Origin of the sequence: Acinetobacter brisouii CIP 110357, from assembly GCF_000488275.1 — a bacterium.
In the GTDB taxonomy this organism is placed as follows: domain Bacteria; phylum Pseudomonadota; class Gammaproteobacteria; order Pseudomonadales; family Moraxellaceae; genus Acinetobacter; species Acinetobacter brisouii.
This window is the reverse complement of sequence record NZ_KI530763.1, coordinates 165,306-180,218: the sequence shown is the minus strand read 5'-3', so window position 1 is coordinate 180,218 and position 14,913 is coordinate 165,306. Positions and strand designations below refer to the sequence as shown.

Annotated in this window: 10 protein-coding genes; 6 read left to right on the top strand and 4 right to left on the bottom strand. The window is 41.8% G+C overall.

The features are described 5' to 3' along the window. Positions 1 to 60: 60 nt before the first annotated feature. Together rpoC and cysK are read left to right on the top strand one after the other, a co-directional pair. Positions 61 to 4,254, top strand: coding sequence for a DNA-directed RNA polymerase subunit beta' (gene rpoC / locus P255_RS11675; protein ID WP_004902487.1), 4,194 nt, complete (start codon positions 61 to 63; stop codon positions 4,252 to 4,254). Positions 4,255 to 4,882: 628 nt separating this feature from the next. Then, positions 4,883 to 5,884, top strand: a complete 1,002-nt coding sequence (cysK, locus tag P255_RS11670) for a cysteine synthase A (RefSeq protein ID WP_004902484.1) — start codon at positions 4,883 to 4,885, stop codon at positions 5,882 to 5,884. A gap of 66 nt (positions 5,885 to 5,950) precedes the next feature. Here the strand turns inward: cysK and P255_RS11665 are convergent, their stop codons facing one another. Together P255_RS11665 and P255_RS11660 are read right to left on the bottom strand one after the other, a co-directional pair. Further along, complete coding sequence (locus tag P255_RS11665) at positions 5,951 to 6,910, bottom strand: cation diffusion facilitator family transporter (protein WP_004902482.1); 960 nt, start codon at positions 6,908 to 6,910, stop codon at positions 5,951 to 5,953. A gap of 130 nt (positions 6,911 to 7,040) precedes the next feature. Next, positions 7,041 to 8,414, bottom strand: a complete 1,374-nt coding sequence (locus P255_RS11660) for an amino acid permease (RefSeq protein ID WP_004902479.1) — start codon at positions 8,412 to 8,414, stop codon at positions 7,041 to 7,043. Positions 8,415 to 8,653: 239 nt separating this feature from the next. On the opposite strand from P255_RS11660, the gene P255_RS11655 reads away from it, so the two are divergent. From P255_RS11655 to htpG, 4 genes are all read left to right on the top strand, one after another. Continuing rightward, a complete protein-coding gene (locus tag P255_RS11655) occupies positions 8,654 to 9,010 on the top strand; it encodes a YMGG-like glycine zipper-containing protein (RefSeq protein WP_004902478.1) in 357 nt (118 codons plus the stop codon). A 614-nt stretch (positions 9,011 to 9,624) separates the two neighbouring features. Then, positions 9,625 to 10,251, top strand: coding sequence for an OmpW/AlkL family protein (locus P255_RS11650; RefSeq protein WP_004902476.1), 627 nt, complete (start codon positions 9,625 to 9,627; stop codon positions 10,249 to 10,251). A gap of 162 nt (positions 10,252 to 10,413) precedes the next feature. Further along, positions 10,414 to 10,761, top strand: coding sequence for a lysozyme inhibitor LprI family protein (locus P255_RS11645; RefSeq protein ID WP_004902474.1), 348 nt, complete (start codon positions 10,414 to 10,416; stop codon positions 10,759 to 10,761). A 100-nt stretch (positions 10,762 to 10,861) separates the two neighbouring features. After that, a complete protein-coding gene (gene htpG / locus P255_RS11640; protein WP_004902471.1) occupies positions 10,862 to 12,784 on the top strand; it encodes a molecular chaperone HtpG in 1,923 nt (640 codons plus the stop codon). Between the two features lie 70 nt (positions 12,785 to 12,854). Here the strand turns inward: htpG and P255_RS11635 are convergent, their stop codons facing one another. Together P255_RS11635 and P255_RS11630 are read right to left on the bottom strand one after the other, a co-directional pair. Continuing rightward, the gene (locus P255_RS11635; RefSeq protein WP_004902470.1) at positions 12,855 to 13,766 is read right to left on the bottom strand and encodes a cation diffusion facilitator family transporter; all 912 of its coding nucleotides are present in this window, start codon (positions 13,764 to 13,766) and stop codon (positions 12,855 to 12,857) included. Between the two features lie 179 nt (positions 13,767 to 13,945). Beyond that, entirely contained in the window at positions 13,946 to 14,878 is a 933-nt protein-coding gene (locus P255_RS11630; protein WP_228127516.1) for a hypothetical protein, read from the bottom strand. Positions 14,879 to 14,913: the final 35 nt, after the last annotated feature.

The following is a 14,913-nucleotide window of genomic DNA, read 5'->3' as shown; positions in this document are numbered from 1 at the left end:
GAAACAATATTTGTGACCCAGTTGTGAAGTGAAAATCTCCACAACACACGGAGAAAAAAATTGAAAGACTTGCTCGATATCATGCGCAAAAAGACGGACTCAGACGGTCATGCTCCAGTAGAGTTTGATCGCATCCGTATTGGTCTTGCGTCACCAGAAATGATTAAGTCATGGTCTCACGGTGAAGTTAAAAAGCCAGAGACAATCAACTACCGCACCTTTAAACCAGAACGTGATGGTTTATTCTGTGCCAAAATCTTTGGTCCAGTAAAAGATTACGAATGCTTGTGTGGTAAATACAAGCGTATGAAATACAAAGGCGTCATTTGTGAAAAATGTGGCGTTGAAGTAACAACTGCAAAAGTTCGTCGTGAACGTATGGGTCACATCGAGCTTGCATCACCAGTTGCACACATCTGGTTCTTGAAATCATTACCAAGCCGTATCGGCTTGCTTCTTGATATGACATTACGTGATATCGAACGTGTATTGTATTTCGAATCATACGTTGTGACTGATCCTGGTATGACTCCGTTCGAGAAATATCAGCTTCTTACTGACGAAGAATACTTCAATGCACTTGAAGAACACGGTGATGAATTCACTGCGAAAATGGGTGCAGAAGCAGTTCAAGACTTGTTGAAAGACATCGACCTTGAAGCTGAAATCACACGTTTGCGTGAAGAAATTCCTCAAACAACTTCTGAAACGAAGTTGAAAAAAGCGTCTAAGCGCTTGAAATTGATGGAAGCATTCAAAGAGTCAAACAACAAGCCAGAATGGATGGTGATGAACGTACTTCCTGTACTTCCACCAGATTTGCGTCCGCTTGTACCACTTGAAGGTGGTCGTTTTGCGACTTCTGACTTGAACGATCTTTATCGTCGTGTGATCAACCGTAACAACCGTTTGAAACGTCTTCTTGACTTGGCTGCGCCAGACATCATCGTACGTAACGAAAAACGTATGTTGCAAGAGTCTGTAGATGCCTTGTTAGACAACGGTCGTCGTGGTCGTGCGATTACAGGTTCGAACAAGCGTCCGCTTAAATCTTTGGCTGATATGATCAAAGGTAAGCAAGGTCGTTTCCGTCAAAACTTGTTGGGTAAACGTGTTGACTATTCTGGCCGTTCGGTAATTACCGTAGGTCCATCTTTACGTTTGCACCAGTGTGGTCTTCCGAAGAAAATGGCACTTGAACTATTCAAGCCGTTTATTTTCGCGAAACTACAAGCTTCAGGTCAGGCAACAACCATTAAAGCTGCGAAGAAAATGGTTGAACGCGAAACTCCGGAAGTTTGGGACGTTTTGGCATCAGTGATTCGTCAGCATCCTGTGATGTTGAACCGTGCGCCAACACTTCACCGTTTGGGTCTTCAAGCATTTGAACCGATCCTGATCGAAGGTAAAGCGATCCGTCTACACCCGCTCGTATGTACAGCGTTTAACGCCGACTTCGACGGTGACCAAATGGCGGTACATGTACCATTAACACTTGAAGCTCAACTCGAAGCTCGTGCGTTAATGATGTCAACCAACAATATCTTGTCACCTGCCAACGGTGAGCCGATTATCGTACCTTCTCAGGACGTGGTCTTGGGTCTTTACTACATCACACGTGATGCGGTAAATGCCAATGGTGAAGGCATGGTGTTTGCTGATACTCACGAAGTAAACCGTGCGCTTGCAACAGGTCAAGTGGCGATGCACGCTCGTGTAAAAGCACGTGTACACCAAACTGTAATTAACGAAAATGGCGAACGTGAAAAACAGACCATTATTGTTGATACAACACCAGGTCGCTGCTTACTTTGGGAAATCGTACCTGAAGGTCTAAGCTTCGAGTCAATCAACCTTGAGATGACCAAGAAAAACATCTCAAAACTGATCAACTCTTGCTATCGTAAATTAGGTCTTAAAGATACCGTTATCTTTGCTGACCAATTGATGTACTTGGGCTTCCGTCAAGCGACTCGCTCTGGTGTATCTGTGGGTATGGAAGACATGCTTATTCCACCACAAAAACAAGCAATTATTGCCAAAGCAGAAGCTGAAGTCCGTGAAATCGAACAACAGTTCGAACAAGGTTTCGTAACTGCGGGTGAACGCTATAACAAAGTGGTCGATATCTGGGCGCGTACCAACGATCAGGTTGCTAAAGCGATGATGGACAACTTGTCTTATACGCTTGTGAAAAACAAGAAAGGTGAAGACGAGAAACAGAAATCATTCAACAGTATCTACATGATGTCTGACTCTGGTGCGCGTGGTAGTGCAGCACAGATTCGTCAGCTTGCAGGTATGCGTGGTTTGATGGCGAAACCGGACGGTTCGATCATTGAAACGCCAATTAAAGCGAACTTCCGTGAAGGTTTGACAGTACTTCAGTACTTTATTTCAACCCACGGTGCGCGTAAAGGTTTGGCGGATACAGCATTAAAAACTGCGAACTCTGGTTACTTGACACGTCGTCTTGTAGACGTTGCACAAGACTTGGTGATCACCGAGCCTGACTGTGGTACAGCAGGTGGTCTAGTTATGACTCCACTCATTCAAGGTGGTGACGTGATTGAGCCGTTACGTGACCGCGTATTGGGTCGTGTAACTGCAGAAGACGTAAAACGTGCATCTGATGATGAAGTTGTATTACCTCGTGGTACTTTAATTGACGAGAAAATTGCAGCTTATCTTGAAGAAGCCGGTGTCGACGAAGTTAAAGTTCGTTCAGTTGTAAACTGTGAATCTACATTTGGTGTATGTGCACGTTGTTATGGTCGTGACTTGGCTCGTGGTCACTTGGTAAACCCAGGTGAGTCTGTTGGTGTAATGGCAGCACAGTCAATTGGTGAACCAGGTACACAGTTAACCATGCGTACGTTCCACGTAGGTGGTGCAGCGAGCCGAACTTCTGCGGCAAACAGCGTACAAGTGCGTAACAAAGGTACAGTACGTTTCCACAATGTGAAAACTGTACAACATACCAAAGGTCATTTGGTTTCTGTTTCACGTTCAGGTGAAATCGGTATTGCGGATGATTTAGGTCGTGAACGCGAGCGTTATAAACTTCCTTACGGTGCAAGCATTGTACTGAAAGATGGTGAAGTGGTTGAAGCTGGTGGTATCGTTGCGACTTGGGATCCACATACACATCCACTTGTGACAGAGGTTGCTGGTAAAGTACGCTTCTCACAAATTGCGGATGGTGTAACTGCAACATCGAAAACTGATGATGCAACAGGTATGACCACAGTTGAAATCTTGCCTGTAACCGCACGTCCTGTATCTGGTAAAGATATGCGTCCTGCGATTGTGCTTGATACGGCTGATGGTACTGAACAGTTCTACTTCTTGCCGCAAAACACAATCGTAACTGTACGCGATGGTGAAACGATTGGTGTGGGTGACGTTATTGGTCGTGTCCCACAAGAATCTTCACGTACTCGTGACATTACCGGTGGTTTGCCACGTGTTGCCGACTTGTTCGAAGCACGTAAGCCGAAAGAACACGCGATCTTGGCAGAAGTGTCTGGTATCGTAAGCTTCGGTAAAGAAACTAAAGGTAAGAACCGTTTAGTGATTACACCAGATGATGGTTCTGAGATTTACGAAGAGCTTATTCCGAAATGGCGTACCATTAACGTGTTCGAAGGTGAGCATGTGAACCGTGGTGAAACCATTTCTGATGGTCCACAAAACCCGCATGACATCTTACGCTTGAAAGGCGAAGTGGCATTGACGAACTACATCGTGAACGAAGTTCAGGACGTTTACCGTCTGCAAGGTGTAAAAATCAACGATAAGCACATTGAAGTCATCGTACGTCAAATGTTGCGTAAAGTTGATATCACTGATGGTGGCGATACAAGCTTCATCAAAGGTGAGCAAGTCGATTACATCCGCATGGTACAAGAAAACCAAGCAGTTGCAGCGCAAAACAAATTCCCAGCGAAATTTGAGCGTCAATTGATGGGTATTACCAAAGCATCGCTTTCTACTGACTCGTTCATTTCTGCTGCATCGTTCCAGGAAACAACTCGTGTGTTAACTGAAGCGGCTGTAACAGGTAAAGAAGATGACTTACGCGGTCTGAAAGAGAACGTAGTTGTAGGTCGTTTGATTCCTGCAGGTACTGGTCTTGCGTATCACTTGGAACGTCGTCGTCAAGAAGCTGAAGCTGCTGAGTTTGAACTTCACAATGACTTTAGCGATGTTGACCAAGCGTTTAGCCAAGCATTAAATGAAAGCCAATTCTAAGTTTGAATTGACTGACTAAAAAGAGAGCCTTTCGGGGCTCTTTTTTTGTTTATATACTTTGAAAATAATGAATTGGAAAATTTAGAAGAATGAATTTAGAAGAAGCAACGCAGAAATTTGATCGAGCTATAAACTTATATGAAAATCATAAATTTGATCAGGCTAGGAAAATATTTGAAAACTTTCTTCTGAAATAGATTTACAAGATGCTCAATGTGAAGATTTTTATGCACATAAACACTATGCTTTTAAAGAAGAGCAGGAGTGTCGTGCCATTTATATCACCCAGTGGAATGATGAAAAAATTCATCTAGATCCAAAAATAAATCGGGTTTATGTGGATTATCAAAGTGTTTTACCTGCGATGGAAAAAATCTTTTTATCGGTTGGGGCATTACACCATGAAAGTGCATTGCAGTATTTGGGACAAACCGCAGATAAAACTTTCATTGTAAAACGCTCACATAATCCCTTTAGAACTGAATCAAGCAGAACAGGTTTTGCTTAGCCATTTAAAGAATATGTTTAGCATAAAAATTCATAAATAGGATTCTGGATTATTTGAGATTGTGAATTAAAACGGTTTATGATCTTGAAATAGCCTTTAAAAAACTATTCAGGAAGACTTATGACAACAGATGCACAATTTCCAACGCCAGCCAATTTAGGTATTGCGGTTTATGCCAATAACGCCGAAGCAATTGGTAACACGCCACTGGTTCGCATTAACCGTATTATTCAAGGTGGGGCAACTGTACTGGCAAAAGTTGAAAGCCGTAACCCTGCATTTTCAGTGAAATGCCGCGTGGGTGCAGCATTGGTCGCGGATGCTGAAAAACGTGGTGTGCTGAAAGCAGGCATGCATATTGTTGAGCCAACCAGTGGTAATACGGGTATTGCTTTGGCATTTGTCGCGGCTGCAAAAGGTTATCCGATTACTTTGACTATGCCTGCCAGCATGAGTCTGGAACGTCGTAAAGTACTGAAGGCGCTTGGTGCAAACTTGGTACTGACTGAACCTGCAAAAGGGATGAAAGGTGCGGTAGATGAAGCAGTACGCCTTGCTACTGAACAGCCTGAGCTGTACTTCCTGCCACAGCAGTTTGAAAACCCTGCCAACCCGCAAATCCACCAAGACACAACAGGCCCTGAAATTTGGCAGGCGACTGGCGGTCAGGTCGATATTTTGGTGTCAGGTGTTGGAACTGGCGGCACAATCACTGGGATTTCGCGTTATTTTGAACAAGTGCAAAACAAGCCGTTATATTCAGTTGCGGTTGAACCTGCGGAATCACCAATCATTAGCCAACACCAACGTGGCGAAGATATTACTCCAGCACCACATAAAATTCAGGGGATTGGTGCAAACTTCATTCCTAAAAACTTAGACCTGAGTTTAGTCGATGAAGTTTTACCAATTGCCAGTGAAGAAGCTTTGGAATGGGCACGTAAAACGGCAACCCAAGAAGGTATTTTGGTGGGTATTTCATGTGGTGCAGCATTGGCAGCAGCAGCGAAACTGGCTGCGCGTCCTGAAAATGCAGGTAAAACTATTGTGGTGATTTTGCCAGATAGCGGCGAGCGCTATTTGTCTTCGGTATTGTTTGAAGGTTTATTTACTGAAGAATAAACGCCAGCCTACGAACTGAAACTGTAAAAAGACAAGGTAAATGCCTTGTCTTTTTTATTATCAGGTTTAATTTTGCTGTGCGCTGCGGCGACGTTCTGCCAAGCGTTGTAGCCAGACCTGCTTGGTTTGTGGTTTGATAAATAACCCGACAATTTCAGGGTGCATGTGTTTGACGTGCATTTCTAGACGGTTAACACAAACTTCAATCTCGTCGGAAGTCAGGTTGTCTTTAAACTCTAAACTAAGAGAGGCAATCACCTGATGCGCACCCATTTGTTGGGTGAGTACGCCATTGGCATGTAGCACAGCATAATCTTGCTGCACCAGTTCTAAAATATGCTTTGGTAGCGCAGGATCAGCTGATTCCCCCATCAGTAGACCTTTGGTTTCCCGTGCCATAAAAAATGCCACCACCGCCAAAATACAGCCAATCAGGATAGAGGCGACGCCATCCAGCACAGGTGCATGGTAATAATGCGAGAGAAATACGCCCAAGAAGGCAATCATTAAACCTAATAATGCCGCGCTATCTTCAAATAAAACGGTAAAAGTGGTGGGGTCTTTGCTTTTGCGAAAGGCTTCAAAATATCCCATATTGCCTTTGTATTTGCGAAAACCCTTGAGTGCCAGCAACCAAGAAAAACCTTCACACACAAACGCGATCATAAGAATGACATAGTTAATCATTGGTGAAGTAATGGCTTCAGGTTCAGCAATATGATGAAGGCCCTGATAAATCGACACCACTGCGCCCAGTGCAAAAACCAGTAACGCTACAATAAATGACCAGAAATACAGTTCACGCCCATAACCAAACGGATGCTCTTCATCGGGCGCTTGCTGGGATTTTTTTAAACCGTGCAGTAACAAAATTTCATTGAGTGTATCGACCACCGAATGCACTGCTTCACTGAGCATGGCAGCACTCGAAGTGAGAAAAGCTGCAATAAACTTAGCCACTGCAATAATCAGATTGCCAACTAAGGCAATATAAATGACGCGGCGGTTACTGGAGGCTTTTTTCATAGATGGCCCTTAAAATAATCTGGGAATCTGGTTTTGATTAATCAATATTGTACGCTTTGCCCAGTTGATAATCATAAAAAAAGCCTTGCTGGGTATACCAGCAAGGCTTTCAAACCATGCAAAATAAGTTCTAGAGTTTGGATCGGTTTTTCGGTTTAACTAAAAACTTATGCGCAACTGCCAGGAACACAAGCCAAATTGCTCCGACATATAGTGCTGGGCGCGAGTCTGGGAAATACCCAATCATGGCAATCACAAAAATCATAAATGCTGTGGCAATGATTGGAGCAACTGGCCAGCCGATGATTGGAAAATCCAGTTTCTTGATGTCTTCTACACTAAGTTTTTTCCGCATCCCCATTTGTGCCAGCAAAATCATGAGCCATACATAAACCGTTGCAAATGTTGCAATTGAAGCAATGATTTCAAAGACATTTTCTGGAATCAGATAGTTTAAAACCACGCCGACCAAAAGCACGACAGTCATGACCACAACAGGCATGAGCGGTGCACCATTTTTTGAGGTTTTACAGAAAATTTTTGGTGCATGACCTTTGAGTGCCATGCCGTACATCATGCGACCTGCGCCAAATACATCACTGTTAATAGCAGAAATAGCCGCAGTAATAACCACAATGTTCAGGATGGCTGCGGCTGATTTAATACCTAGACCTTCAAAAATCTGAACGAATGGGCTACCTGCAGTTCCAATTTGGTTCCATGGAAAAATTGACATCAATACAAAAATCGTCAGGACATAGAACAGAATAATACGGATCGGCACGGCATTGATGGCACGTGGAATCGCAGTTTTCGGGTCTTGGGTTTCACCCGCAGTCACCCCAATAATTTCAATTCCACCAAACGCAAACACCACTACGGAGAAACAGGCAATAAAGCCAGAAATTCCGTTTGGCATAAAGCCGCCATGTTGCCACAAGTTGGCAATGCCTGGAGTAAAGTCACTATGAGGTATGTGCATGCCATACAACATGATGCCAAACCCACCTAAAATCATGGCAATAATCGCAGTGACCTTGATAATAGACAGCCAGAATTCGACTTCACCATAGACTTTGACATGAATCAGGTTAATCGCGCCCAAGAATAAAATGACCGAGAGGACCCAAATCCAGCGCGGAACATCGGGAAACCAAAAGCCCATGTAGATACCAAATGCAGTTACATCGGCAATTGCCACAATGACCATTTCAAAGACATATGTCCAACCCGTGGTAAAACCTGCCAATGGGCTGAGATACTCAGAGGCATAATGGCTAAATGAGTCTGAAACAGGGTTGTGTACCGCCATCTCGCCGAGTGCACGCATCACGATATAAATGGCTACACCTGCAATCATATAGGCAAGTAAAACGGATGGTCCTGCCTGCTTGATTGCAGATGCCGAACCATAAAATAACCCCGTTCCAATCGCTGAACCTAGCGCAAGGAAACGGATGTGACGCGTATTTAACCCGCGCCGTAAAGTAGATGTCTCTGACATTGTTCACTCCAATTCATGCGCGCATATTGTATAGAAGCTTGACTGTGAGTTCACACAATATTTGCCCAGCTCCAGTATTTCCTGATGAATACTGGAGAATTTGTGCTATATGCGTGTCTTTTGATCAATTACAAAAAAAAGTAATAAAACGATTGGTTGTAACAAAATGTGATGATTTTTTACTACAAAAAAGTTTAGTCTGATACTGAACAACAGCATAGTCTATTAGGAGCAAAATGATGAAAAAATTACTCGGTTTATGCGCACTTACTGCCTTATCTGGCATGATGCTGGTTGGTTGCCAAAGTATGTCACCTTCTGAGCAAAGTATTGGTGCGGCAGCGTTAGGTGGTGCAATCGGTGGTGGTGCAGGGAACCATGTAGGCGGTGGTCTAGGTGCAGGCGTTGGTGCTGCTGCAGGTGCAGGTATCGCTAGTCATACCCAAAATGGTAGTTCAAGAACCACAACAGGTAGCGCAATTGGCGCAGGTGTGGGCGCGGTCATTGGTAAAGCGGTATTAGGTGGTGATGCAGGCGCAGCAATCGGTGGTGCAATTGGTGGGGGTGCTGGTGCTGCCATCCAAGAAAACAAATAAACGTTTTCCGTGTTAATTCATAGGGCTATACTTCGGATAGCCCTTTATTTTTTGATCAATGATCATGTTATAAACGCTCATTAGAACAATAGATACCTTCATTTTTTAACTCAACATCAGCTTGATGAACACCTATTTAGCGATTTAAATCAATCCAGATCTGCCAAATTGAAACAGTTGTGCCGTGCTATCAAATGCCTTGGGGCAGATCTTGGTACAGGTTGAATCTTGTATGAGAGATGCTGTTTTTGAAAAATTAAAAAATAAGCTCAGCATAATAATCACGAATATTATTTAAAATAAACTTGTTTCATAATCTATTTTATTTATCATAATCAATTGCAAATTAATTATTTTAAATCAGATTAAAATGGTTGGAATAATAATATTATAATCAGATTAAAAAGGTCGGATTAATGGTTTTTAAATCAGATTAAAATAGTTTGATATAATAAATTGTTATTTAAAAATCCAACTAAATCAATATGATTTAAAAATAAATTTTAATTAAAACAATATATTGTAAATAATGTTCTGGTTGTTGTTAAAAAATGTATTGCATTCGTTTAAATCAGCTTTTAATATTTAATTAATTTATAAAAGGGGTTATAAACATGTTGAAAAAAACATTAGTCCTAGCATTATTAGCTGCTTCTTCTGCAACATTTGCAGGTAACTGGCAAGTAAAAGTTGGTGGTAGCGTTGTTGCTCCATCAGAAGATAATAATACATTGGCAGATGGCGCAGTAACTCATGCAAAAGCTGACAATGCTTATAGCTTTACACCATCTGTAGAATACTTCTTTGGTAATAGTAATATTTCTACAGAATTATTACTTGCTACTCCTTTAAAACATGATGTAAAAGGAAGCTTTCTCGGTGGAGCAAATGAAAAGCTTGCCTCTTTTAAACAATTACCACCAACATTAACTGTTAAATATAACTTTAAAAACTCAACAGGCTTTACACCATATATTGGTGTAGGTGCAACAGCTGTGATCGTTTGGGGTGAGAAAACCACAGGATCAATCACTGGGACAAAGCTTAAAGCAGACAATGCTTATGGTGTAGCAGGTCAAGTCGGTTTTAACTTCCAACCTGCTGATGCGAAAAACTGGGGTGTTTTCGCCGATGTTCGTTATGCAGATATCAGCTCTGACCTTAAACTTAATGGTACAAAAATTGGTACTTTAGATGTAAATCCTTGGGTTTATACAATCGGTTATAGCTACCGTTTCTAAGTCTCTTTGCAACAGAGTTAGAATTAAAAACCTCATTCATTTGAATGAGGTTTTTTTATGCCTGATACATTAGATGTACTGAATTGCCCTATAAATATAATGGGTTGGATCGGCTTGAAACTTTAGACTGGAGTGACCCAATGGATTGCAGAGAAAAGTGTGATGACTCGATTATCTATCGGATTTTGTATTTTGGTTTTTAGCGTTTATTCGCAAGCTCAGGCTGCCAGTTTTTCTTGTGACAGAGCCAGTTTAAAGGCAGAAAAAACCATTTGCCAGCGACGTTCGCTGAATGATGCTGACGTGAAAATGGCAACCACCTATCAAATTATCCTGCATGCTTTGCCAATGGGTGGGCGTGATCAACAGAAAGAAATTCAATGGCAATGGCTCAAATCACGTAACGCCTGCGGAGCAAATGTTCCTTGCTTAAGCAAAGCATATCAGCAGCGCCAACAACAGCTTGATACAATCATTCAGCAGCGTATTTTGAATCATGGGCCTTTTTAGGGTGAAAAAAATTATCTTGTAAGCATTGAAAAATTTCAGAATTACTCCATTCATAAAGCATTCAAGAAAAAATACTGTTGTATATTTAAAGGAGTGATTCATGAGCGAACAAAAAGCGTCACAAAATTATAGTTTCCAAGCAGAAGTTGCCCAGCTTTTGCATCTCGTGACACATTCACTATATTCCAACCCAGAAATCTTCTTACGTGAATTGATTTCAAATGCGTCAGATGCATGTGATAAATTGCGTTTTGAAGGCATTAATCATCCAGAATTTTATGAAGATGATGCTGATTTGCATGTACGTGTCAGTTTAGACAAAGAACAAAAAACCATTACCATTTCGGATAACGGGATTGGTTTAACGGCACAAGAAGCGATTGAAAACTTAGGAACAATTGCCAAATCAGGTACCAAAGACTTTATGTCTAAACTGACAGGCGATCAAAAATCGGATGCTCAGCTGATCGGTCAGTTTGGTGTTGGCTTTTACTCGGGCTTTATTGTTGCCGATAAAATTACAGTCGAGTCACGCCGTGCTGGGGTAGCCACATCTGAAGGTGTTCGCTGGATTAGTGGCGGTACAGGCGAGTTTGAAGTTGAACAAATTGAAAAAGCTTCGCGTGGTACAGACATTATTTTGCATTTGCGTGAAGATAAGCTGGATTACTTAGAATCTTATAAAGTTAAGCAAATCATCAATAAGTACTCTGACCACATCAGCTTGCCAATTCAAATGCAAAAAGAAGTTTGGCAGCAAGAAGAAGCGGCTGAAGGTGAAGAGCCGAAAGCAGGTCAGTACGTCAAAACTGACGAATGGGAAGCGGTTAACTCGGCAAGTGCACTGTGGACACGTAACAAAAATGACGTGACTGAAGAGCAATATGTTGAATTCTATAAAAACTTGACCCATGACTATGAAGCACCACTGGCGTGGGCGCATAACCGTGTTGAAGGCAATACTGAATATACTCAGCTTTTATATATTCCAAGCAAAGCACCTCAAGACATTTTCACACGTGAAGCGAAAGCAGGCATCAAGCTGTACGTAAAACGCGTGTTTATTATGGATGATGCGGACAACCTGATTCCAAACTATTTGCGTTTTGTACAAGGTGTGGTGGACAGTGCTGACTTGCCACTGAATGTTAGCCGTGAATTGTTACAAGAAAGCCGCGATGTCAAAACGATTCGTGAAGGTAACGCTCGCCGTATCTTGACTGTGATTGATGGTTTAGCCAAATCAGAAGACGAAAAAGATCAGGAAAAATTCAAGCAATTCTATGCTGAATTTGGTGCTGTACTCAAAGAAGGTTTGGGTGAAGATTTTGGTAATCGCGAGCGTATTTTAAAAATCTTACGTTTTGCGACATCAAATAACGATGAAATCAGCACTTCTTTAGCTGACTATAAGGCACGTATGAAAGAAGGGCAAAAAGCCATCTACTACGTGACTGCTGACAGTTTAGCGGCTGCGAAAAACTCGCCACAACTGGAAGTCTTCAAGAAAAAAGGCATTGAAGTATTGTTGATGGCAGACCGTGTCGATGAGTGGGCAATGAACTTTGTTCATGAGTTCGATGGTACGCCAATGCAAAGTGTGTCTAAAGGCGCAGTAGACTTGGGCGACTTGCAAGATGCTGAAGAGAAAAAGGCACTGGAAAAAGCTGCTGAAGATTTCAAACCAGTGGTTGAAAAATTGTCTGACTCACTCAAAGACAAAACCAAAGAAGTACGTGTAACGACTCGTCTGGTGGATTCACCTGCATGCTTGGTGACCAGTGAAGGTGAATTATCTCCTCAGCTACTCCGTATGTTGAAACAGGCAGGTCAGGCAGTGCCTGAAAGCAAGCCGATTCTTGAAATTAACCCTGAACATCCATTGGTGAAAAAACTCGATAGCTCCGAGCAGTTTGATGACTTAGCCAATGTGATCTTTGATCAGGCAGTGATTGCAGAAGGTGGCTTACCTGAAGACCCTGCAGCATATGTAAAACGGATTAACAGCCTGTTATTAAAATAACAGCTTGTTCAATCTAAAAAGCCTCTGTAAATCAGAGGCTTTTTATTTTTCTAAAGACAGAAAGTGAAATTTATACAGGGTCAATATGGGTAATGACATCGATTACCCGATGTTTTTGCATAATCTGGTTTCGGACATTGACCGCAATATCATGACCTTCACGCACACTGAGTGAACCTTCAACTTCGATATGTGCATCAACAATAATCATGTCGCCCATTTTACGGCTACGAATGTTGTGTACGCCACTGATGCCTGTTGTTGTTAAAAAGGTTTGGCGAATGGCCTCGACTTCATGTTCATCGGCAGCACGATCCATCAAATCGCTCAGCGCTTCCCAACCAAACTCAACACCCATTTTTAAAATAATACAGCCAACGATCAAAGCTGCTATCGGGTCTAAAATCGGATAACCCATGAGGTTACCAATAATCCCGACCATCACCACCAAGGATGAGGCAGCATCCGAACGTGCATGCCAGGCATTTGCGACCAGCATGCTGGATTTGACTTGTTTGGCGATACGAAGCATGTAACGGAATAGCAGTTCTTTAGCGATCAGGGCAGTCGCTGCAACATAAATCGCAACGCTATGTACTTGTGCAATCTGTTCATGATGCATAATTTTATTGATCGCAGAAATCGACATGCCAACCCCTACACCGATCAATAGAAGCCCTAGCACAAAAGAGGCTGCATTTTCAAAGCGATAATGCCCAAATGGGTGATCATCATCGGCATCTTTCTGGCTAAAGTGATTGGCAATTAATACAATAAAGTCAGCAACTAAATCACTTAAAGAGTGAATACCATCGGCAACTAGACCTTGCGATTTAGAAAAAATACCGATCAGGATTTGCAAAATAGATAGACATAAATTGACGACCACGCTGACCCAAGTGGTTTTACTGGCAGCTTTAGCCCGTTGTTCTGGATGAATCAAATCATCTTCATGAGTATCATCAAAATGCGGTATTAACATAAGTAAAATGAAATAGCTGCAGAAGGAAAGCCAAGTTTACGCTATTTTTTAACCAAATTGAATTGGTATTTTTTAAAAAATATTTAAAAATCAGTTATTTAATTAATAATAATCTTGAGGATATTGAAAATAATTTCACTTTGGAAATGCTTCTTATCTTGATCAACACATTCATTGGTTTAGAAGTTAGTTTCAAATTGTAGTGAGGTACTAAAAACATGTTTTCCCTCATTATTGGTTAACTCCTTGTAATAAGAGACTTCGTTTTCGATATAAATCCAGTTGTACAGTAATGGTCTTCGCCAAGAGACATAAGGTCCCCAGCTTTGTAATTCGATATCACGTTTGGTCTTGTCATAAATACCGCTCGAATAAATACCATAGGTTAAACGCTTGTCGTTAGGGAATTTCTGCTGGCGAAATAGATGGTTATCCCAAGTGTAGGTTTCATCAAAGGTTTTGACGACTGAAAACTGTGTTGATGCCAGCGTTGTTTTAGACTCTTGCTGTGTAAGTTTGAAATTGGTTTCCGAGTAGTTACGGCTTTGTGCGCCATAGCGAAAAGTTTGCGCCGCATTAAAGCTAAATTTGGGGGTAAGTTTCCAGTTTTTTTCAGCGCTGAGCTCAACATAAACATCAGAAGGTGAATTTGAGCCGAGGTTCATATCATTTTGAAAAGGTAACATTTTGGATAAATCTGACAGCACATGTTTGACCCAGTGGTTGTCTGTGCTGATTTTTTTACGTACGGTCTTCTGTGTACGGTTTTCACCAAATACGCGGCGTTTACGATGATTCTGCTCAGCTTTTTGTGCTTTTTCTGCCAAAGAATCTTGAGAAAATACCGCCATCAGCTCATCACTGAGCTGTGGTGAGTAGGGGTCAAACTCAGGTGCATACGGATTTTCAGGTAAATTTTGAAATGGCGAAGGTGGCCATAAACGTGAGGCTTGCAGATTGTCTAGCCGACAGATATTTTCATTGGAAAATGAAAATAAGTGATGTTGTTGTTCTTGGTTCAGTAATTGGTTTGCAAACGTATTTGTAGAAACACAGAGTGCCGTAATCAGCAATTTTCGATTTATAAAAGCATGGAAATAAATCATGGGCATAAAATCATCAAAAGCATTGATGTCGCATATGAGAA